Origin of the sequence: Streptomyces sp. NPDC005576, from assembly GCF_042871745.1 — a bacterium.
In the GTDB taxonomy this organism is placed as follows: Bacteria; Actinomycetota; Actinomycetes; order Streptomycetales; family Streptomycetaceae; genus Streptomyces.
This window is the reverse complement of record NZ_JBIAJC010000002.1, coordinates 428,598-450,174: the sequence shown is the minus strand read 5'-3', so window position 1 is coordinate 450,174 and position 21,577 is coordinate 428,598. Positions and strand designations below refer to the sequence as shown.

Genomic DNA, 21,577 nt, shown 5'->3' with positions numbered 1-21,577 from the left:
GGACGGCCCGGGGGCGGGGCGCTCACACGGCGGCGCGCTCGGCCGCCGGCTCGATCTCGTCGCGGGCGAGCACCTCCTCGTCCGGCCGGTCGTCCCGGTCGCGCGGCCCGGCGTACGTCACCGCGAGCGCGACCGCCAGGTTGGCCGCCAGCGCGACGAGCCCGGCGTTCACGCCCCACACCGGATCGTTTCCGTTGAAGACGAGCACGCAGACCACGACCGCCCCGACCACGAGCCCGCTGAACGCCCCCGCGAAGGTCAGCCGCCGCCACACCAGGGCCAGCAGCACCATCGGCAGCAGTTGCGCCATCCCCTCGTACGAGATGAGCGAGAGCCGCACGAGGGTGTTGGGCGCGGTGTACGTCAGGAGCAGCGCGAGCCCGCCGGCCACCACGACCACGATCTGCGCCGCCCCCTTCTGCCGCTGCCGCCAGCGAGGTACGAGGGAGAGCACGCTGCGCCCCCACATCGTGCCGATGACCAGCATGAAGACGGCCATCGGCACGATCGAGGAGAGCGCGGCGGCGACCCCGATGACGCCAACAGCCCAGGCGGGCAGCGAGTCGGTGACCAGCTTGAAGAGCGCGAGGTTCGAGTCCGCCCCGACGAGCCCCGGTACGACGAAGAGCGCGGCCATGCCGAGCAGCATCGGGACGAAGAGCAGGACGTTGTAGGCGGGCAGCCACATGGCGTTGCGCCGCAGTACGTCCGCGTTGCGCGCGCCGAGGTAACCGGCGACGGTGGTGGGGAAGATCACCACGGTGAGCGAGTTCAGGAACGACGTACTGATGAACCACGCCTCGCCCAGCCCGCTGTCGCCGTGCCCGGGGAACGTCAGCCAGTCGGTCTTCTCGGTGACGAGCCGGTCCAGGAAGGGTCCGTACCCGTCGAAGTAGTGGACCGGTACGTAGAACGCGAGGAAGCCGAGGGTCCCGATGACCATGACGTCCTTCAGCACCGACACCCAGGCGCTGCCGCGCAGCCCGCTGACCACGACGAAGCCGGTGGCGACGGCGAAGGCGATGAAGTAGGCCCAGTTCAGGCTGATCGCACCGTACGAGATCGTCGAGACGACCACGCCCATGCCGGTGATCTGGAGCTGGATGTACGGCAGCAGACAGACGGTGGCGAGGACGGCGACGAGCGCGCCGAGCCAGGGCCGCCGGAAGCGGTGCGCGACCATGTCGGTGATGCCGACCAGGCCGTGCCGGCGCGCGTACCCCCAGAGGGTGGGGCCGACCAGGTACCCGAGGGCGTACCCGCAGGACATGTAGGCGACGACGTACAGCACGGGCGCGCCGTAGTTGTAGCCCCAGCCGGCGGCGCCGAGGTAGCTGAAGCTGGTGTAGCCCTCGCCGGCCATCAGTACCCAGATGAAGACGGCGCCGAGGCTGCGTCCGCCCACGGACCATTCGGCGAGCCCGCCCCCTCCGCCGCCGCGTCCGCGCATGGCGAGCAGGCCGAGCGCGACGGTGAGCACCATGAAGCCGGCGAAGACGGAGGTGGCGACCACGGCGTTCACCGGCGGTCCCCCCGCCGGGTCAGCCAGACGGCGACGGGCGTCAAGAGGGTCGCGCCGAGCATCCAGACGAAGAGGAACGGCAACCCGAACACGACGGGCTCCACCCGGTTCACCCACGGCAGGGCCCCCAGGTACAGCACGTACGGAACCAGCAACCACAGCACCTGCGGACGTCTTCTCAGCACTCAGGGACTTTATCCCCGTCCGGCACGCCCCTGGGCGCCTGCGCCGTGGCGCGTACGGGCGGGGACGAGCCGCACGCGGGGTGCGGGGTACGCAGCCTGCGCCTTGCGCCCCCTGTGTCCTGCACCCCCGTGGCCTGTACCCCTTGTGTCCGGTACCACCTGTGTCCTGCACCCCCCATGTACCACCTGTGTCCTGCACCCCCCATGTACCACCTGTGTCTTGCACCCCTGTGGCCCACAGCCCTGTGTCCTGGCGCCCTTCGCCCCCTCTCGCCGGTCTCTCCCGCGGGCCCACCTCTGCGCAGTACCGTGTGGGACATGCGCCCCGACACGCCTGCCGAGCACATCACCGAAGCCGAGCGACTGCTGCGCACCGCGGTGCGCTACCCGGAGGACCGCGAGCCGCTGCTCCTCCAGGCCGCGGCCCACCTGGAGCTCGCCGGCGAGCGCGCCCGCGCCGCGACCCTCTACGACGACCTGCTCACCGCGGACGGCGACCCCGCCGAGGACCCCCACCTGGTGAAGGCCCTGAAGGCCGCCAACCTGTGGGAGTACGGGCACGAGGCCGAGGCCCGCGCGATCATCGACGGCCTGCGCGTCGCGGCCCCCCGCGCGGCGGCCCCGTGGACGATCGCCGCGGAGACCCTGGAGGCGCACGACGAGCTGGAGGCCGCCCACGACTTCTTCTCGACCGCGCTGACGCTGCTGCTGACGCCGGGTGACGAAGTCCCGTACGCCACGCAGTCCCTGCTCACCGGCCGCCACCGCGTCCGCCGGCTGCGCGGCATGGACCACGACGACTGGGACCGGCTCGCCGACACCCTGCACACGGCCGACGTCCCCCTCGACGAGCTCCACGACCCGAAGCGGCTCTGGTCCCTCGGCTCCTCGGACCCGGGCGAGCTGAAAGCGGAGATCACCCGCCTCCGCGCGGAGCTGGGCGCCTACCGCACGGCCCTCTCCCGCCCCTTCCCGGTCGCCGTCCTGCACTGGCCCGCGGCGGAGCTCGCCGAACTGCTCACCGCGTACCCGGCGTTGGCCGCCGAGTACCCCGACCACGCGGCCCACCTGACCGCCGTGGAGACCGCCCTGCGCGACCTCCACGCGGCGGGCACCGCGAACCTCGGCATCGTCACCGGCACCATCCCCTCCTACGAGGCCTTCGCCGCCTCCGAGGCCACCTCCCCCGCCGACCCGAACCTCCTCCCCCTCTACGCCACCACCCTCGCCGCCCGAGGCCGAGCCCTCCCCTGGCCCCCGGCCCGGTCGGGCGCCTGCTGGTGCGGGTCGGGGGACGCTTATGGGGCGTGCCACGGGGTGGGGTGAGGTTGCCAGCCCTAACGACGCATGCTCGCAGGACCAACGATAGGCGCGGTGCCCCGGCACAGGGGGCTCGCGCCTTTCGGGTACGGGACCACGCGGCCGTCCCTGGCAACGCGACTACCGACAGAAGTTGTCTGCCCTGCTTGATACAACTACTTCGGTAGTGAGCGACGAGACAGGGGGAAGTCGGCCATGCCCAAGGATTTCTCGGAGGCAGCTCCGGTAGTGGGGTTGTACGAGACACTCATCACCAGACGCCTCCAGCAGCGCATGGGGGAGCTAGAAGCCTCCGGACATCGCTCTGTTGAAGCGGAGGTGGGGAAGGAGTCTGTCCCACATGTCCTCACCCGGCATATCGCCACGACGGTACGGCAGGTCCTCCAGGGTCTGACGCCCTCAGAACAGGTCATCGCAGCGAACCACATACTGGAGTCACTCAACTCCATTGAGGGCGCTACCCCATGGATCGACCTCATCACGGAGGGGCCGCGGCAACTACTTGCTATTGCTGAGCAAACGGCTCCGGGCGTCTACTCCATCCGGCCTGCAACGCCCCTGTCTGACACGGCGCTGATCACTAACGCGCCCGAAGATCCCAGTCTCGGCTTCGAGTTGCGCTCCGAACTCGCCACCGCGGATCGTGTCGATCTCCTCTGCGCCTTCGTCAAGTGGCACGGCTTGCGCGTCCTTGAACAAGCGCTCTCCACCGCCCACCAGCGCGGAGTACCCATCCGCGTTCTCACGACTACCTACATCGGCGCCACCGAACGACGCGCGCTTGACCGACTGGTGCGCGACTTTGGCGCCGAAGTGAAGGTCAACTACGAGCTACGCTCCACTCGCCTGCATGCAAAGGCCTGGCTGTTCCGGCGGAGCAGCGGATTCGACACGGCCTACGTCGGCAGCTCCAACCTCTCTAAAGCGGCGCTACTCGAAGGCCTCGAATGGAACGTACGTCTCTCCTCAGTCGCAACCCCCGCGGTCCTTCGCAAGTTTGAGGCGACCTTTGACGCCTACTGGAGTGACCGTTCCTTCGAGACCTACAACCCTGACAACGACGCACAGCGACTCGACGAAGCACTGTCACATGCCAGTGGATCGACCCAGCCCGCACGCAACACCATCTCTCTCTCCGGGCTGGAAGTACGGGCGTACCCACACCAGCGAGACATGCTCGAACGCCTCGAAGTCGAACGCACCGTGCACGATCGACACCGCAACCTATTGGTTGCCGCGACCGGCACAGGCAAGACGGTCATGGCTGCGCTCGACTACAAGCGTCTGCGCCAGCGGTTGGGAAATAACCCGCGCCTCCTGTTCATTGCTCACCGCAAGGAAATCTTGGAGCAATCCCTGCGGGTCTATCAAAATGTGCTAGTAGATGCCAATTTTGGTGAGCTCTTCTTCAGCGGCGAGATTCCCGAGAATTGGACGCACGTCTTCGCGAGCGTCCAGTCCCTGACTCCACGGGTACTTGAAGGACTTGACCCAGCTCACTTCGATGTCATCGTCATCGATGAGTTTCACCACGGCACGTCCCCCACCTACCGCCGGATCCTCGACCACTTCACCCCACGCGAACTTCTCGGCTTGACTGCCACCCCCGAACGCATGGACGGCCTCACCATCCAGGACGTCTTCTTCGATGGACGTATCGCGGCGGAGATGCGCCTCTGGGAGGCACTGGAGAACGATCTTCTCAGCCCTTTCCACTACTTCGGCATCACCGACAACACAGATATGACAGCCGTCGCATGGAAGGCCGGAGCATACGACCGAACATCGCTCGGCGATCTGTTCACCGGCAACGAGGCCCGCGCTCGACTCGTGGTGCAAGCCGTACGGGATAAGGTGACCGATCCCAGGAATATGCGTGCCCTTGGGTTCTGCGTAACGGTCGCGCATGCGCACTTCATGGCTGACTTCTTCAAGCGAGCAGGCCTCAACGCGGTGGCACTCTCCGGAGAAACGCCGCGTGAAGAACGCAAGAGGGCACTCAATGAACTGCGTTCGGGTTCACTTCAAATCATTTTCTCTGTGGACCTCTTTAACGAAGGGCTCGACATCCCCGACGTCGACACCCTTATCCTATTGCGACCCACTTCGAGCGCAACTGTCTTCTTGCAACAACTGGGCCGCGGATTGCGACGCACGGAGGGCAAGGCCGTACTCACCGTTCTCGACTTCATCGGTCAGCATCGCAAGGAATTCCGATTCGAGGAACAGTTCAGGGCGCTCACTAATTTGACACGAAACAGACTTCTGCATCACATCGAGGAGGACTTTCCGCAGTTGCCTTCCGGCTGTCAGATCATCCTGGAGCCCAAGGCCAAAAACTTGATCATAGATAACATCCGAAGTCAGATTTCCGTCAACGTCACGCAACTTGCACGCGAGGTGGCCTCCTACGCCGATCTCCGCCTCGCGGGATACCTACGTGCGAGCGGACGCGAGATCAAGGAGTTGTACCGCGGCAGCGGCAACTCGTGGACGGGCCTTCTGCGCAAGGCTCACCTCCTGCCCTCAAATGGACCGGAAGGTGAAGCTGCACTACTTAAGCGGGTCACAGCGTTTCTGCATGTCGACGACCCGCTGCGGGCCCAAGCCTACTCAAAGCTGCTCATGGAGAACCCGCCTGCGTATGCCGAGCTGACAGAGCAGGAGCAAGCATTTGCGCGCATGCTCTTCTTCTCACTGTGGCCGTTGGGTGGCGGCTTTGCGAGCTACCAAGAGGGTTTTGACACCCTCCGCGAACAACATGCGTTTCGTGACGAAGCAGGACAGGTAATTAAACACGTTCTCGAAAAAGTCGATCACGTTCCGATTCCCCTCCTGGGAACTCACGCCAGTCTTCCGATGTCCATTCACGCCTCTTACAGTCGTGAAGAAATCCTGCCAGCTCTGGGACAGTCCACAGTGGGCGGCTTTATGCCCGGAAACTTTCGTGAAGGCGTCAAGTGGTGCGAGAGCATCACGACCGATGCCCTATTCATCACCCTCGAAAAAGATGAGAAAGATTTCTCACCTGAGACGCGCTATAAGGACTACGCACTGAGTGACTTTCGGTTCCATTGGGAGTCTCAGAACCAGACATCCGAGGCCTCACCTACCGGCGTTCGATACCGAACACACAGGGAAAAAGGAAGCCAAATCCTTATCTTTGTGCGCCGTTACAAAAAGACGGATATTGGTGGACCTCAACCATGGATGCTACTGGGGCCAGCAGAGTACGTCGAGCACGCCGGAAGCAAACCCATGGGCATTACATGGAAATTGCATCATGGAATTCCCGCCGACGTGCTGACATACTCGGCCATCGCGGCCGGTTAAATATTCACCAAAATCTCTCGCGGATCGTCCCTAATAAACCATGAACCGGCCAGAGATTACCGGTATATATGTCGACTAGAAAATACGTTCTGCGACGACCTCGTCCTCAATGCCCCAGCGACGCCGGTGCGCACGGACAAATCTCTCGCGCACTCGATGTTCAGGAACCTGCCTGAGGGGAGCGCTACGGTGAGCACCGGCTGCCGGGAATCGGTCTATGACACGGAGGCTGTCGGTGAGATAAAGGGCGCCTCGATCAAACCGAACATGGCAATTAGGACACAAACACAGCACGTTGCCGTCCACGTCAGGTCCGCCATCCTGGCCGCCGAGAGCGTGTATGTGAGCACCTTCCGCGTAGCTCCTGCCTCCTTCACCCACGGCTAGCGCAACGCTGCAGAACTGGCAGGTGAAGTTATGCCACCTCTTCACCCGCCGCGCCACCTCAGTGTCGCGAACAATCCTCTCAACCGTGGTCGTACGCCTGGGAGCCGGGCCGTCCGAGCCTTCTTTGTGTCGCCGCCCATCGCCAGTTCCTCGGTTGACATCCTTCAGGATGCTCCGAAGCTGATCCTCCAGAGGAATCAGCTCCTGCTCAACCGAAGGAAGTCGCCGAAGCAGAAAACGGCAGATCAGAAAACCAGCTTTGCCGGTTTCATCCCACTTTTTTACAATTTGATACAAGCCATCATATCGATAGCCCTTCGGAGGCGAGTAGTCCTTTTCGCCCGAACTGCCCCTGATGACACGGATAGGGTGACCTGCCGCACAGCTCTCACTGAGCCCCGCATTTCCCGGCTTGCCCCAGTCTTGATCAGAGACCTGCTGCTGCGAGTCCCGCGTCCGCCCACCGACTCCCGTATACGTGATCTCGGTCCAGTCGTCGACATCATCCTCGTACCCGTTATTGAGGACAATTGCGTCTGCCCCATATCGCCCCTCTATGTCTCGCCCCCAGGAGATTCCATCCTCCTCAGCCTTGTGCAGTTTGGCCGCTTTAACATCCTTTCGTGACGCAAAGAGAGCACCCGGCTCTATCCCGTTCACGTGCCCAAAGACGGGCCTATATCGCTTCTCCATGCAGCCATATTGTCGAGAATGACCTCGAGACTGAACGGAATTACATATATCGAGACGGGAAGCCGAGCTCCGACCACCGCAAACCCCCTGGCCACAGCCGTGAGCCGCGTGCCAGGCTCCTCGCATGACCATCCGATATCCCCGCCCCCTCCGCCCCGGTGACCGCGTGGCCGTCACCTCTCCCTCGTCCGGTGTTCCGGAGAGGCTCCGGGGGCGGCTCGACGCCGCGGTGCGGGTGGTGGAGGCGCGGGGGTACGAGGTGGTGGTCGGGGCGTGCATGGACGGGGCTAGGCATGTCAGCGCGCCGGCGGGTGAACGGGCGGCCGAGTTCGAGGCGTTCCTGACCGATCCCGGGATCAGGGCGGTGGTGCCGCCGTGGGGCGGGGAGACGGCGATCGACGTGGTGCCGTTGATCGACTGGGAGAAGGTGGCCGCGGCCGAGCCGACGTGGGTGGTCGGGTACTCGGACATGGCGACGCTCATCACCCCGCTGACGCTGCTGTCCGGGACGGCGACCCTCCACGGCGACAACCTCATGGACACGCCCTACCGGACGCCTGAGGGGCTGCTCTCCTGGCTCGACATCGTGGAGCTGGAGACCGGGAGCCGGTTCACCCAGTCCTCACCCGGACGGTACCGGTCCCCCGGCTGGGACGACTGGGCCGCGAGTCCCGGGAAGCAGGACCTCGGCCTCGACCGGGACGGCCGGTGGACCCGGCTCGACGGTGGCGCGGGGGACGTGGACGTAACGGGGCGGCTCGTCGGGGGATGCATCGAGACGCTCTGCAACCTGGCCGGGAGCCCGTATCTGGACGTGCGCGGCTTCGCCCGCTCCCATGCGCCGGAGGGGCTCGTCGTCTATGTCGAGGCGTGCGAGGACAACGCCTTCACCATCTGCCGCAACCTCCACGGAATGCGGATCAACGGCTTCTTCGACCACGCCAAAGCCGTTGTCGTAGCGCGTACTTCGGCTCCCGACGACGCCACCATGACCCAGCACGAGGCGGTGCTGGACGCCCTCGGCACGCTGGGCGTCCCGATCGTCGCCGATGTCGAGTGCGGCCATGTGTACCCGCACATGCCGTTCGTGAACGGCGCTCTGACCCGGGTCGTCCACACGGCCGACCGCAGCGACGTGATCCAGAGCCTGGTCTGAGGTAGAGCCGAGCGGTCGGTTGCCTCGGGCGCACCGGCGCCCCCGGGCGCCCGAGGCCAAAACGGGGCGCTCGGGGCGCTCGGCGCCGCCGGAGCGACCCCGTCGCGTGCCCCGCGCCCTCCCCGCCCCACCACACGCCCCGTCGCGCGTCCCACCGCACGCCCTGCTCACCGCGCTCACCTGTGGTTACGTGGATGGACGCACCGCGGACCGCCGGGGCTCCGCTGGGGAACTCCGGTCCGGATCGTGGTGCGCGCTCCACCGGGCCGGTCGCTGGCCGGTCCGTCGGAGCCCGTCGTACCCCGAACCGGAGGTTCCGGCATGACCGTCTCCCGTACCGCCTCCTCGTCCGTTCCCGGCGCGGCTCCCTCCGCCTTCAGGCGCCGCGTCGTCGCCTTCGCGGGAGCCGCCGCGCTGACCCTGGGGGCCTTCGCGGTCGCGCCCGGGGCCGCCGCGTCGGCCGGTACCGCTCCGTCCGTGGCCGCCGTACCCGGCGGGTGCGCGTACACCTCGGCGACGAGTCGGCCGGTGCTCCGGTCCGGCAGCAGCGGGGCCGCGGTGAAGCAGGCGCAGTGCCTGAGCAACGTGTGGGGCGGGCTGGTGCCGAAGCTCGAGGTCGACGGGGAGTTCGGGGCCGCGACCGAGACCAAGATCAAGTGGATCCAGGGGTGCCACGGCCTGCCCAAGGACGGCGTGATCGGCGCCCTGACGTGGGAGGCGCTGTACTACCCGGTGCCCGACTGTTACGACCCGTACCCGGCCTGATCCCGGTACGCGCGGGAGCTCCGGGTCCCGGACACCACCTCCGGGGCGACCCCCGTGACCAGGGCCTGGAGCGCCGGCGCGTAGAGGTCAGCGAGCCGTTCCGGGGTGGCGCGGGAGCCCTCGCCCTCGGGGTGCAGGCTCAGGGCGGCACCGAGGCCGATCAGCTGGCCCGCGACGAGTTCGGCGCGGAGCGCGCCGTCGGGTCCGGGGAGCCGGGCAGCCAGCCGCCCGGTGACCTGCTCGTGGAAGCGGTGGCGCAGCAGGACGCGTTCGTCGCGGTTGCCGAGCGAGAAGACCACCCGCAGGAACGGGTCCGAGCCGTAGGCCCGGCGGCGGCGGACCAGGGTGAGCACCATGTGGCGGCCCAGCCGGTCGAGCGGCGCATCGAAGATCGCGTCGGCCTCGGGACCGAAGTCGGCGACGGTGGTGAAGAGCTCCTCCTTGCGGCCGAAGTGCTTGACCACCAGGGACGGGCTCACTCCGGCGTCGGCCGCGATGCCTCGGATGGTGACCTCGGCGTACGGGTTGCGCATGAACGCCCGCCGCGCCGCCAGCAGGATGGCCGCCTTGCCGTTACCGGCGTCCGGCACCCCCGAAGAGGGCTCCGGCACCCCCGAGGGGGACTCCGCCCCCGAGGGGGACTCCGCCCCCGAGGAGGACTCCGCCGGCCCCGGCGATCCGTGCGCTCCCGGCGGTACGGCGTGCGCTGTGGCCCGGCCGGTCATGCACCCTCCTGAATGGCTGTGGCCGGCGCACCTGCCTTCCGGTCCGCCCGCTTCTTCTTCCCTTCGACCGTACCTGTCTTCGCGCTGCCGCCCGCTCCCGGCAGCAGCAGGGTGACCAGCAGGGCGAGCAGGGCGGCGGCTCCGGCGATCAGGAAGACCAGCTGGTACGCGTGGAGCGTCGGCGCGGTGAGGCCGCCGATCCGGAAGGTCACATGGCTCAGCACGGCGGCGACGGCGGCGCTGCAGAAGGCCTGGCCGACCGAGCGCATCAGGGTGTTGAGGCCGTTCGCGGCGCCCGTCTCGCTGACGGGGACCGCCCGCATCACCAGGGCGGGGAGGGCGGAGTAGGCGATGGCGGTGCCCGCCGCGACGACGGTGGCACCGGCGACGATCATCCAGAGGCTGTGGCTGGTGAAGTAGCGGACCCCGTATCCGACCGCGATGATCACCGACGCCAGCGCCAGGCTGACCTTCGGCCCGTACGCGGCGGAGATGCGCGCCGACACGGGCGACAGCAGCACCATCGTGACGCCGCCGGGCAGCAGGCACAGCCCGCTGACGACGATCGAGGCGCCGAGCCCGTACCCGGTGACTTTCGGCTCCTGCACCATCTGCCCGGTCACCAGGGAGTTGGCGTAGAAGGCGAACCCGATGAGCAGCGCCGCGAGGTTGGCGTAGAGGACGGCGGGGCGGGCGGAGACCCGGAGATCGACCATCGGGCTGGACACCCGGAGTTCGTACGCCCCCCAGAGCAGCCCGACGAGTACGGCGGCCATCAGGAGGCCGAGGGTGGGCGGTGCGGTCCAGCCCCAGTCGCCGCCCTGGGTGACGGCGAGCAGCAGGCAGACGAGTACGGCGGCGAGCCCGAGCCCTCCCACGGCGTCAAAGCGCCCGCGGCTGCGCAGCGGTGACTCCGGTACGAAGAGGAAGACCAGCACGATGTCCACCAGGGCGATCACGCCGGAGACCCAGAACATGGTGTGCCAGTCGAAGTGCTCCACGACGAACGCGGCGACCGGTACACCCACGGCCGCGCCGATGCCGAGCGTGGAGCTCATCAGGGCGACCGCCGGCAGCACGCGCTCCGGGAGGAGTTCGTCGCGCAGGATGCTGATGCCCAGCGGAACGACGGCGAGCGCGGCGCCCTGGAGCGCGCGGCCGGTGATGAGGACGCCTATGTGCGAGCTGATCGCGCAGAGCACCGACCCGGCGAGGAGCGAGCAGAGCGAGGCGAGCAGGACGCGCCGCTTGCCGTACATGTCGCCGACGCGGCCGAGGACCGGGGTGCAGACCGCGCCGGTCAGGAGGGTGATGGTGACGAGCCAGCTCGCGGCGGCCGGGGTGGCGCCGGTGAGTTCCGGGACGTGCGGCAGCAGCGGGACGACGAGCGTCTGCATGACCGCGACGACGACACCGCAGAAGGCCAGGATGCCCATCGCCAGGCTCGGGGACGGCGCAACTCCGGCGCCCCCGCCCCCGCCTCCAGACGGTGCGGCGGGCGCCGGGGGCGGGGTGGGTATGTCCGCTGGCATGCGATCTCCGTGAGGGCGGGTGTGGGCGGGCACGCCCGACGGGTGCACAGGCGTTCACCCTGAGGGTAAACGCCCGTACACCCCCCTGTCTCCGGGGTGTGTGGTTCGGGCACGCACCCGGCGCGTTAGCCTCGGAATCCCGGACGCGGGACGCTTCGCGACGGGGCCCGGATCGACGACACGAAAGCGGAGGTGCCTGCCATGGCGAAGATTCCGGCAGCGGCGGTTGCGGCGAGCGGGCTCGTCGGCGGCTACGGGGTGGCCCGGTGGACCCGGAAGCGGCCCCTGGGCGGCGCCGCGCTCGCGGTCGCCGGGGCGGTCGCCGCGTACGAGTGGAACCGGACGGCCGGCCCCCGTGCCGCCACCGGCCTGACCACGGCGTACGTCGCCGCCTTCGCCGGCTCGCACGTGCTCGCCAAGAAGCTCGGCGCCTGGCCCGCCGTCTTCACCGTCGCCGGCGGGATCGCCGCGGCGTCCTGGGCGGTCACCCGCCGCGCGGCCTGAGCACCCGGGCCCCCGGACTCCGGAGCATCAGGTCACCAGCGGACCTGGCGGGCCGGATCGGCCGGTCGAATGGCCGGCGTCGGTGCGACGCCCTGCGGGGCTCATCAGCACGCGGCGGCCACCCGCCAGACGGCAGCCGGGCTTCGGAAAGGGACGATTCCGGCACCACTGGCCCGATGAAGGGCTTGGACTGTCCCGGGCTGACCTGACCTGCACGTTTTCACCTCAACCGGTTCCGGGTCTCCCGGCCGTCCGGCGGTCGGCCCCGGACCGTCCGGCGGTCGGCCCCGGACCGTCCGGACCACGTCAGCGGCAGCGTTCCGGTCTTCGTGGCCGGTTCTGACTCCCGACTGCACGGCATAATCCCTGCTCGTCGCCTGCCTCGGAAGTCAACTCCGTTTGTTTCGTTGACATTTCACTCCGAAGTCGTAGCGTTGGGAGCGCTCCCACAACAGCTTTACACTGCAAAAGGAGTCCCCCCATGAGCAAACAACGTCCCTTAGCCGGGCGTCCGCGGTCGTCCGTCCGCCGACTTCTCCAGGCGCTCACCATGCTGTTCGCCGTGGTCGCCGGCGCGCTGACCTGGTCGGCCCCCGCCCAGGCTCACGGCACCATCGTCGACCCCGCCTCCCGCGCTTACCAGTGCTGGCAGACGTGGGGCAGCAACCACACGAACCCGGCCATGCAGACCGAAGACCCCATGTGCTGGCAGGCCTTCCAGGCCAACCCCGACACCATGTGGAACTGGATGAGCGCGCTCCGCGACGGCCTCGGTGGCCAGTTCCAGGCGAAGACCCCCGACGGGACGCTCTGCAGCAACAACCTTTCGAGGAACGCCAGTCTCGACAAGCCCGGGCAGTGGAAGACCACCACCGTCAGCAACAACTTCTCGGTCCACCTGCACGACCAGGCGTCCCACGGTGCCGACTACTTCAAGGTCTACGTGAGCAAGCAGGGCTTCAACCCCGTGACCCAGACCCTGGGCTGGGGCAACCTCGACTTCCTCACGCAGACGGGCCGCTTCGCCCCGGCGCAGGACGTCACGTTCCCCGTCCAGACCTCCGGCTACACCGGACGCCACGTCCTGTTCGTGATCTGGCAGGCCTCGCACCTCGACCAGGCCTACATGTGGTGCAGCGACGTGAACTTCGGCTGAGCCGAGGAGCGCCGCACACGGCACCGGCCTCTGCCGTACGCCGGTGACCCACCGCCCGGCCGACCGGGCTCTGTCGGGGCAGGGGACCCATCCGGGCCACCTGCCCCGACAGGGCTTCCCGGCACTCCCCACGCGGTGACCGGAGACCTTCGCCGGGCCGCTCGTGGTGCTGGATACCGGGACGGTGTGCGGCAGGGGGCGGGTGGGGCATGGGTGAGGGTTCGTCGGCTGACCGGGCCTGAGGGCACGAGGACACGAGGACACGAGGACACGAGGACACGAGGACACGAGGACACGAGGACACGAGGTCGAACGGGACGACCTCGGTCACGACGTACGGATGACGAACCCCTCGTCGGTCGCCCCGCCGGGGTTCGCGTACTCCGGATGCGTCGCCCCTGTGGTGCCTCGGATCCTCTGCGGCGAGCGTGGGAGTCGCCCGGAAGGCAGAGGGCCTTCTCGCGACAGGGAGCAACAGTGACTGAACGTAATACCGCCTTGCGCAGCATCCACGACTTGGGCTTGGCAGCCTGGTTCGGCGGCTCCTTGATGGGCGCCGTCGGATTGAACGGCGCAGCCGGGAGCGAGGGACGGACCGCGACGGAGACGTCCAGGGTCGCCAGTGTCGGCTGGGCGAAGTGGACACCGGTGAACGCCGTTGCGATCGGCGCCCACCTGATCGGCGGCACCGGCCTGCTGGCCGCCAACGCCGCCCGCGTCCAGAACCAGCAGGGTGTCGCCGCCTCGACCCTGGCCAAAGCCGTGCTGACCGGGGCGGCGCTGGCCGCGACCGCGTACAGCCGGGTGCTGGGCAAGAAGCTCGAACTGTCCACCTCCGACGACCCGACCGATCTTGAGAAAGCGGCGAGCCACCCCGTCGACCTGGACAAGGCCCGTAGCCAGCTGGCGCTGATGCAGTGGACCATCCCGGCCCTCACCGGGGCCATCGTCGTGCTGAACGCCCTGCACGGCGAACAGCAGCGCCCCCTCCAGCAGAAGGTCGGCATGCTGCAGAGGGCCGCGACCCAGGTGCACGTGCCGCTCCACCACTGCTGACCGCGCCCGGTTTCGGGATGTCGGGCATCAGGCGCCCCGGAGACCGAATCGGGCACGGTCCAAAACCGGCCTCCGTGCCGTTCGGCCGAGCGTCGGAAGAGGGAGCCGGACCCGGCCGCTCCTGCGGCCGGGTCCGGGAGGGGGAGGTCGATCGGTGAGGGCCGGGTGGTGGCCGGCGGAACAAGGTCGGGCAGGTGGTGGCGCCGGTCATGATCCGCCGGCCGCCACCTAACCCCCCAGGGCCCGCGACACCGTGTAGATCGCGAGTCCGGCAAGGGCGCCGACCACCGTGCCGTTGATCCGGATGAACTGGAGGTCGCGACCGATGTGGGCCTCGATCTTCCTCGACGTCTGGTCGGCGTCCCAGCCTGCGACGGTGTCGCTGATCAGCGAGGTGATCTCGGTGCGGTACGTGGTGACGACGTAGGCCGCCGCGTCCTCCAGCCAGCCCTCCAGCTTGGCCTGAAGTCGCTCGTCCGAAGCGAGGCGGGCGCCCAGTGACATCAGCGAGGCCCGTGCCCGCAGCCGGAGTTCGCTCCGCTCGTCCTCGGCCGCCGTGATGATCATCGTCCGTACCGACGACCAGGCCGAGGCGATCACGTCCTGCACCTCACGGCGCCCCAGGATCTCCGACTTCAGCCGCTCCACGCGTCCCCGGGTGTCCGGATCCGTCTGGAGTTCGGCGGCGAAGTCCGTCAGGAACGAGTCGATGGAGTCGCGCGCCGGGTGGCCGGGCATGTCCCGCATCTCCTCGACGAACCGCAGCAGTTCCTTGTAGACCCGCTCCCCCACGCGCTTGTCGACGAACCTCGGCGTCCAGCCGGGCGCCCCGCCCTGCACCGCGTCCATCACCGCGTCACCGTGGAGAACCAGCCAGTCGTGCGCACGGACGCAGACGAGGTCCACGACCCTGCGGTGACTGCCGTCGGCGACCACCTTCTCCAGCATCTTCCCGAGCCCGGGTCCGACTTCCACCGCGTCGGCCCGCCGGGTGATCGCCTCGCCCACGATGGCCTGCACATCGGCGTCCCGGAGCACGGTCAGCGCCCCGCGCAGCGCCGTCGCCAGCTCGGCGGTGACCCGGTCGGCGTGCTCCGGTTCGGCCAGCCAGGCACCGACCCGGCCGCCGATGCCCAGCGCGTGGATGCGGCCGCGCACCACGTCCGCGGAGAGGAAGTTCTCCCCCACGAAGGAGCCGAGCGACTCCCCCAGCTGGTCCTTCTTCGTGGGGATGATCGCGGTGTGCGGGATGGGCAGGCCGAGCGGGCGGCGGAAGAGGGCCGTCACGGCGAACCAGTCGGCGAGCGCGCCCACCATGCCCGCCTCGGCGGCTGCGGCGACATAGCCGGGCCAGCCGCCCACGCCGGAGTTCTTCGCCCAGGTGGCGAGCGTGTAGACGACCGCGACCAGCAGCAGCAGACCGGTGGCGGTGATCTTCATCCGGCGCACCCCCTGCCGTTTCTCCTCGTCGGCGGCGGTGTACGCGAACGAGGCCGGCGGGGCGGCTGCCCGTCCGTCGTCGCGCGGAGCCCGTACCGTACCGTCGGAGCCGGGGCCCGTCGGAGCGCCCCCGTCCTCCGTCACACCGGCCGGGGCTCCCGGCCTCCCGCCATGATCCGGTTCGGCTTCTCTCCCGTGTTCCGGCCCTTTGCCCGCGCCCGGTTCATTACCATCCACCGCGTCCCGCCTCGCTTTCCTGCCGTGTACCGGTCCGCCGTGCGCCCGGTCCCTCCGACCGCGCAACCCGTTCGCGTACACGTCTTCCCCCGCTGTACGCATTGTTCCCACTGTCCTACTCCCGGGCCGCCCGCCCAGTTCCCGGCGGCCCGTCGCACGACCTGTTCCCGGCATCCCCGGGCCGAGTACGAGGAGACGCACCGCACATGTCCAGGGTCGCCCGTAGTGACCAGCCCGGACCGGACCCGGGCCCCGACGGCCCCCGTCCCCAAGAGCCCGGCCTTCACGAACCCGGCCCCCGCGCGTTCGGCTCCCGCGCGCCCGGCCGCGGCTCCGGGGCGGGTTCCGGGCGCCGCGGACGCGCCCTGCTGCCGGCCCTCCTGGCCGGCACCACCGTGATCGCCGCGGCACTCGCCCTCAGTACGGCGATGCTCACCGACCCCCGTGACACCAGCGTGCGGGCGTCCGGCGAGCACCCGGCCGGCCGCGAGTCCGCCGGAGCGGGCGGCCGGTGGGTCGCCACCTGGACCGGGGCGCCGGTACGCGCCGCCCCGGCCCTCACGCACGACCCGGCAGGCACGACCGTACGCAACTCCGTGCACAGCAGCACCGGCGGCGGCGCGGCGCGCATCACCCTCTCGAACCTCTTCGGCACCGGCGCGCTCGTCGTCGACCGGGCGCGGGTGAACTCCCGCCCGGTGACGTTCGGCGGCACGGGCAAGGTCACCGTCCCGGCGGGCGGAGAGGTCGTGAGCGACACCGTACGGACGAGGATCGCGGCCGACGCGGACCTCGTCGTGTCCTTCCGTACGCCGCTGACCGGCGGCCACATCACCCAGCACCCGGCCGCGTTGCAGACCTCGTACCTCGTCGACGCGCGCACCACCCGGCCCATCGACGAGTGGCGCTATCTGACGGCCGTGGACGTCTTCAGCACGGCCGCGTCGGGCACGGTCGTCGCGTTCGGCGACTCCCTCACGGCGGGCAGCGGCTCCACCCCCGACGCCGACCGACGCTGGCCGGACCTCCTGTCCGACCGGCTGAAGGGCAGCTGGGGCGTGGCGAACCAGGGCATCTCGGGGAACCGTCTGCTGTCGGACGGCCGGGGCGGTATCGCGGGCACCACCCGCTTCGACCGGGACGTGCTGGGCGTCACCGGGGTGCGCACCGTGATCGTCGCGCTCGGCATCAACGACGCCCAGACCGCCGGCCGGGGGCTCGACCCCGAGCGGATCGTGGACGCCCTGCGCCGCCTGACCGGACAGGCCCACGCCCGTGGGGTGCGGGTGATCGGAGTGACCCTCACCCCCTTCGAGGGCATCGGCAGCTTCACGCCCTCCCGCGAGGCCATCCGGCAGCGGGTCAACGAAGAAATCCGGGCCGGCGGGGTGTTCGACGCGTACGTGGACTTCGACGAGGTGGTCCGCGACCCCGCCGTCCCGGAACGCATCCGGGCGGACTACGACAGCGGCGACCATCTGCACTTCAACGACCGGGGGTACCAGGCCCTCGCCGACAGCATCGACCTCGGCCTTCTGACCGGCGGCCACCCGAAGGAGTAGGCGCACCCGGCCGGGCCCCTGCCCGTACCGGACCGTAAGCGGCCCTCGGGGCGGCCTTGGGGGCGGCCTTCGGGGCAGCCTTCGGTGCGGGCCCTCGGTGCGGCCCTCGGTGCGGCCCTCCGCGCCGGGCGCGGCTCTCCCCGCCTGCCTCAGCGCAGCAACTTGCCGCCGCCCGGTCCGCCCGGTCCGCGCGCCTCACCCGGCCCGTCCACCGCCCGGAGTGCTTCCGCCCGGGCCACCGCTTCCGCCTTCGCCTCCGCTTCGACTTCCTTGCGGCGACGGCGTTCCGCCCTGCTCCACTTGCGTTCCACGCCGACGCCGCCCATCAGTGCGAAGCCGGTGACGGTCACCCTCGGCGCGTCCGGGCCGGGTTCGCCCTCATCCTTGGCCCGCTGGTCGAACCCGCCCATGAAGCCCGTCCCGTTGACCCGCACATGGACGTCCGGCGGCACGGTGACGCCCACTCCGCCCATGATCGCGAAGCAGCGGATCGTCACCTCGCGCTCAGCGAACCGGGCCTCGCGCAGATCGACGGCCCCGCCGCCCCACATCACGAACGAGGTGAACGTCCGGCCCACGGTCCAGCGCCCCTTACGGCTGAAGCCGCCCCAGAACGCGAAGCCGCCCTTGGACGTCGGATCCCCGCCGATCCGCTCCGACCACCCCGTCACCGCCGCCCCGCCCACGTCCGGCAACGGCGTCCCGGAGACCGGCAGATCACGGACGAGCGGGGTCAGCTCCCCCCGCGTGCGGGCCGCGTAGGCCACCTCCAGGCGCTGCTCGAACTCCCCCATGTCCAGGCGCCCTTCGGCCATGGCGTCCCGCAGGATCTCGGCGATCCGTTCCCGCTCGGCGTCGGAGGCGCGCATGTCGGGGAGTTCACTCGTCATGGCGCCCACCCTATGCACCGCGCACCCCACCGGACCAGGGCCCGCGCGGGGCGGCCCCGCCCGGCACCGGCTACGCCGCGGGGTGCGGCCGCGCCGCGTACATCCGGGCGATCACGTCCTCGATGTCCGGCTCCCGCACCGAGAGGTCCTTCAGCGGATACTCAGCGGCGATCCGCGCCACCAGGGGTGCCACGGAGGCGTCCGCAGGGAGCGCCAGCCACTGGCGCGGCCCCTCGGTCCTGAGCACCCGCGCCCGCGACGGCCCCTGCGACTCCACTGCGATCGGCGGGAGTTCACGCTCCAGGTCCACCACCAGGACGCGCTCGCTCTCCCCCGCCTCGTGCAGCCCGGCGAGCGCGCCGTCATACATCAGCCGGCCGTGGTCGATCACCATCACCCGGCGGCACAACTGCTCGATGTCGGTGAGGTCGTGGGTGGTGAGCAGGACGGTGGTGGACCGCTCCGCGTTCAGGTCCTTGAGGAACTGCCGCACCTTCGTCTTGGAGATGATGTCGAGCCCGATCGTCGGCTCGTCCAGGTACAGCACCTCCGGATCGTGCAGCAACGCGGCCGCGATGTCTCCGCGCATCCGCTGCCCGAGGGAGAGTTGCCGCACCGGAGTGTCCAACAGGTCAGCCAGGTCGAGCAGTTCGACGCAACGGTCCAGGTTCTCGCGGTAACGCGCGTCCGGGATGCGGTACATGCGGTGCATCAGCCGGTACGAGTCCTTCAGCGGCAGGTCCCACCAGAGCGTGGTGCGCTGCCCGAACACCACCCCGATACGGTGCGCCAGCCGGGTGCGCTCCCGCGACGGGTCGACACCCGCGACCCGCAGCCGGCCGCCGCTCGGGGTCAGGATTCCCGTCAGCATCTTGATCGTCGTCGACTTGCCGGCGCCGTTCGGACCGATGTAGCCGACCATCTCCCCGCGCCCCACCCGGAAGCTGATCCCGTCCACCGCGCGCACCTCACGCCGCTCGCGCCGCAGGAAGCCTGTTCTGCGGCGCACCTCGAAGACCTTCTCCACCCCGTCCACCTCGATGAACGCGTCCTCGGCCACCGGGCCGCGAGCGTCCTCCACCGCCGTGCGCACCCCCGTACCCCCGTTCCCCGCCATGCCCGTACCCGCGTTCCCCGCCATACCCGTACCCGCTTCCGTTCCGTCTCCGTGCCCGATCCCGTCCCCGCCTCCGGGGGAGTGGCGCCCCCGGGGGACAACGCCCCGTGGAGTGGCGCCCCGTCCCGCTCAACTCCCCGTACTGCGGTACGCCCGCAGCCCCCGGCGCCACGCCAGGCCCGCGAGCAGCCCGCACCCGGCCGCCACCACCGGCGGCAGGAACGCCACCCACTCGGGCAGCGCCACCGGGTACTCCCGCCCCAGCACGTACAGCGCGGGCAGCCAGCTCACGAAGGCCAGGGGCACCACGAACGTCACCCCGCGCACCAGCTCCCGGGCGAAGACCGTGGGCGGGTACTGCAACAGGGTCTGTCCGCCGTACGTGAAGGAGTTCTGCACCTCCGCCGCGTCCAGGGCGAAGAACTGGAGGGCCGCCCCGCCGACGTACACCGCCCCGAAGACCGCCCCGCCGCTCACCACCGCGAGCGGCACCAGCAGCACCTTGAGCGGCGTCCACTCGATGTCCAGCACCACCAGGGCGTACCCCAGGACCGTCAGACCCTGGATGATCCGGCCCATCCTGCGCAGCGCGAACCGGTCGGCCGCCACCTGGACCAGCACCGGCACCGGGCGCACCAGCAGCGAGTCGAGCGTGCCGTCCCGCACCCGCGCGCCGATCCGGTCCATCGACCCCAGCAGCAGATCGGCCAGGCCGAAGGCGGTGGCCGCCATCCCGTACAGCAGGGCGATCTCGGGCAGGGAGTAGCCGCCGAGCGCGTCGACATGGCCGAACATCAGCATGATCGTGACGAAGTCGAAGACCGTCGCGAGGAAGTTGCCGAGCGTGGTCATGGCGAAGGACGCCCGGTACGCCATCGTCGAGCGGATCCACATCCCCCCGATGAGGCGGTAGGCGCGGAGCCCCTCCACCAGCGGCGAGCGAAGGCCCTGGTCGGGCCGGGCGAAGCAGTCCGTACCGGTCCGCGCCCCCGCACGCACCTCCCCGCCCGTACCGCCGCCGCCCGAGCCGTCCCCGTCCGTACCGCCGCCCGGGGCGAGCACCGTGTCAGCCACCCTGCACCACCACTCTCCTCGTCGCGACCGACTGGAGGAGCCGGCCCGCCAGCAGCAGCGCCACCGCCCAGCCGGCCTGGAAGGCGAACGCCCCCACCAGGTCCCATCCGGCGCGCTCTCCGAGGAACACGTCGGCGGGCACCTGGAGGAACGCCGACCACGGCAGGGCCCGCGCCACCTCGCCCAGCAGCCCCGGGAACAGGTTCAGCGGCAGCAGCAGGCCCGAGAAGAACAGCCCCGTCAGCGAGGAGATCTGCAGCACCCCCGCCCCGTCCAGCATCCAGAACGCGGCCAGCGCGACGAGGAACCGGACGGCGAAACTGACCACCACCCCCAGGAACACCGACACCAGGAACGCCAGCCACGTCCACGGCGAGGCGGGCACGGTCAGATCGAAGGCGAGCGCGCCGATCCCCATGGGCACGATGCCGCGCCCCACGAGGTAGAAGGCCGCCCGGCCCAGGTCCCCCGCCAGCCACCAGAGCTGGAGGTCGGCCGGCCGGTAGAGATCGATCGCGATGTCGCCGGTCCGGATGCGCTCCATCAGTTCGTTCTCGAAGCCGCCGCCCATCATCGAACACGTCATCAGCAGCCCCTGGCCGAGCCAGACGAAGGTCAGCGCCTGCGAAGTGTCGTAACCGCCGAGGTCCGGCCGCTCCGCCCAGAGCGCGGTGTAGGTGTAGGCGACGATGAAACCGAAGACCGTGTTGGTGAAGGTCCCCGCCACCGTCGCCATCCGGTAGGTGGCATGCCGGCGGAACCCGCCCGCCGCCACCACGGCATAGACCCGCACGTTCCCCCCTGTGTTCCGCCCTGTGCTCCGCCCGGCCGGGACGACCGGGGCGTACCCGCCCACGGGCACCAAAGCGCACGACTCTAGTCCGGGTGTCCGGAACCCCGCGACCTGTTTTCGGGGGCGTGCG

At 69.5% G+C, this 21,577-nt stretch carries 18 protein-coding genes; 8 read left to right on the top strand and 10 right to left on the bottom strand.

What is annotated here, in order from left to right; genetic code table 11:
* Positions 1-22 precede the first annotated feature (22 nt).
* Positions 23-1,522: a sodium:solute symporter family protein gene (locus tag ACFYPN_RS05385; RefSeq protein ID WP_358757300.1), complete on the bottom strand. Its 1,500-nt coding sequence runs from the start codon at positions 1,520-1,522 to the stop codon at positions 23-25.
* Entirely contained in the window at positions 1,519-1,677 is a 159-nt protein-coding gene (locus ACFYPN_RS05380; protein ID WP_323180469.1) for a DUF3311 domain-containing protein, read from the bottom strand. Before ACFYPN_RS05380 ends, ACFYPN_RS05385 begins: the two co-directional genes overlap by 4 nt.
* Before the next feature lie 348 nt (positions 1,678-2,025).
* Between ACFYPN_RS05380 and ACFYPN_RS05375 the strand changes: the two genes are divergently transcribed.
* Positions 2,026-3,033, top strand: coding sequence for an SEC-C domain-containing protein (locus tag ACFYPN_RS05375; protein ID WP_358757302.1), 1,008 nt, complete (start codon positions 2,026-2,028; stop codon positions 3,031-3,033).
* A gap of 189 nt (positions 3,034-3,222) precedes the next feature.
* Entirely contained in the window at positions 3,223-6,360 is a 3,138-nt protein-coding gene (locus ACFYPN_RS05370; protein WP_358757304.1) for a DUF3427 domain-containing protein, read from the top strand.
* Between the two features lie 75 nt (positions 6,361-6,435).
* Here the strand turns inward: ACFYPN_RS05370 and ACFYPN_RS05365 are convergent, their stop codons facing one another.
* On the bottom strand, positions 6,436-7,440 hold the full coding sequence (locus tag ACFYPN_RS05365; RefSeq protein WP_358757306.1) for a YDG/SRA domain-containing protein: 1,005 nt from the start codon (positions 7,438-7,440) through the stop codon (positions 6,436-6,438).
* Between the two features lie 124 nt (positions 7,441-7,564).
* Between ACFYPN_RS05365 and ACFYPN_RS05360 the strand changes: the two genes are divergently transcribed.
* Together ACFYPN_RS05360 and ACFYPN_RS05355 are read left to right on the top strand one after the other, a co-directional pair.
* Positions 7,565-8,596 (top strand): S66 peptidase family protein, encoded by a 1,032-nt coding sequence (locus tag ACFYPN_RS05360; protein ID WP_358757308.1) that lies wholly within the window; start codon positions 7,565-7,567, stop codon positions 8,594-8,596.
* A 321-nt stretch (positions 8,597-8,917) separates the two neighbouring features.
* Positions 8,918-9,361, top strand: coding sequence for a peptidoglycan-binding domain-containing protein (locus tag ACFYPN_RS05355; protein ID WP_358757310.1), 444 nt, complete (start codon positions 8,918-8,920; stop codon positions 9,359-9,361).
* Here ACFYPN_RS05355 and ACFYPN_RS05350 read toward each other — a convergent pair.
* Both ACFYPN_RS05350 and ACFYPN_RS05345 read right to left on the bottom strand, forming a co-directional pair.
* On the bottom strand, positions 9,340-10,086 hold the full coding sequence (locus ACFYPN_RS05350; protein ID WP_389296776.1) for a TetR family transcriptional regulator: 747 nt from the start codon (positions 10,084-10,086) through the stop codon (positions 9,340-9,342). The two genes, ACFYPN_RS05355 and ACFYPN_RS05350, sit on opposite strands and share 22 nt — an antisense overlap.
* Positions 10,083-11,618 (bottom strand): MFS transporter, encoded by a 1,536-nt coding sequence (locus ACFYPN_RS05345; RefSeq protein WP_358757314.1) that lies wholly within the window; start codon positions 11,616-11,618, stop codon positions 10,083-10,085. The genes ACFYPN_RS05350 and ACFYPN_RS05345 overlap by 4 nt, the downstream gene beginning before the upstream one ends.
* 201 nt (positions 11,619-11,819) lie before the next feature.
* On the opposite strand from ACFYPN_RS05345, the gene ACFYPN_RS05340 reads away from it, so the two are divergent.
* From ACFYPN_RS05340 to ACFYPN_RS05330, 3 genes are all read left to right on the top strand, one after another.
* Entirely contained in the window at positions 11,820-12,122 is a 303-nt protein-coding gene (locus tag ACFYPN_RS05340) for a hypothetical protein (protein ID WP_389296774.1), read from the top strand.
* Between the two features lie 550 nt (positions 12,123-12,672).
* Positions 12,673-13,278: a lytic polysaccharide monooxygenase gene (locus ACFYPN_RS05335; RefSeq protein WP_358757318.1), complete on the top strand. Its 606-nt coding sequence runs from the start codon at positions 12,673-12,675 to the stop codon at positions 13,276-13,278.
* A gap of 477 nt (positions 13,279-13,755) precedes the next feature.
* Positions 13,756-14,334, top strand: a complete 579-nt coding sequence (locus tag ACFYPN_RS05330) for a hypothetical protein (RefSeq protein ID WP_358757320.1) — start codon at positions 13,756-13,758, stop codon at positions 14,332-14,334.
* Positions 14,335-14,562: 228 nt separating this feature from the next.
* Here the strand turns inward: ACFYPN_RS05330 and ACFYPN_RS05325 are convergent, their stop codons facing one another.
* The gene (locus ACFYPN_RS05325) at positions 14,563-16,185 is read right to left on the bottom strand and encodes a DUF445 domain-containing protein (RefSeq protein WP_389296975.1); all 1,623 of its coding nucleotides are present in this window, start codon (positions 16,183-16,185) and stop codon (positions 14,563-14,565) included.
* A gap of 206 nt (positions 16,186-16,391) precedes the next feature.
* On the opposite strand from ACFYPN_RS05325, the gene ACFYPN_RS05320 reads away from it, so the two are divergent.
* Complete coding sequence (locus tag ACFYPN_RS05320) at positions 16,392-17,573, top strand: SGNH/GDSL hydrolase family protein (RefSeq protein WP_358757379.1); 1,182 nt, start codon at positions 16,392-16,394, stop codon at positions 17,571-17,573.
* Positions 17,574-17,722: 149 nt separating this feature from the next.
* Here the strand turns inward: ACFYPN_RS05320 and ACFYPN_RS05315 are convergent, their stop codons facing one another.
* The 4 genes from ACFYPN_RS05315 to ACFYPN_RS05300 all read right to left on the bottom strand — a co-directional run bounded on the left by ACFYPN_RS05315 (position 17,723) and on the right by ACFYPN_RS05300 (position 21,447).
* Positions 17,723-18,442: a DUF1707 domain-containing protein gene (locus tag ACFYPN_RS05315; RefSeq protein WP_358757381.1), complete on the bottom strand. Its 720-nt coding sequence runs from the start codon at positions 18,440-18,442 to the stop codon at positions 17,723-17,725.
* Positions 18,443-18,533: 91 nt separating this feature from the next.
* Positions 18,534-19,580: an ATP-binding cassette domain-containing protein gene (locus ACFYPN_RS05310; protein WP_358757324.1), complete on the bottom strand. Its 1,047-nt coding sequence runs from the start codon at positions 19,578-19,580 to the stop codon at positions 18,534-18,536.
* 129 nt (positions 19,581-19,709) lie between these two features.
* Positions 19,710-20,513 carry an ABC transporter permease gene (locus ACFYPN_RS05305; protein WP_358757383.1) on the bottom strand — a complete coding sequence of 268 codons (804 nt, stop codon included), beginning with the start codon at positions 20,511-20,513 and terminating at the stop codon, positions 19,710-19,712.
* A 133-nt stretch (positions 20,514-20,646) separates the two neighbouring features.
* Positions 20,647-21,447 carry an ABC-2 family transporter protein gene (locus ACFYPN_RS05300; RefSeq protein WP_358757326.1) on the bottom strand — a complete coding sequence of 267 codons (801 nt, stop codon included), beginning with the start codon at positions 21,445-21,447 and terminating at the stop codon, positions 20,647-20,649.
* Positions 21,448-21,577 lie beyond the last annotated feature (130 nt).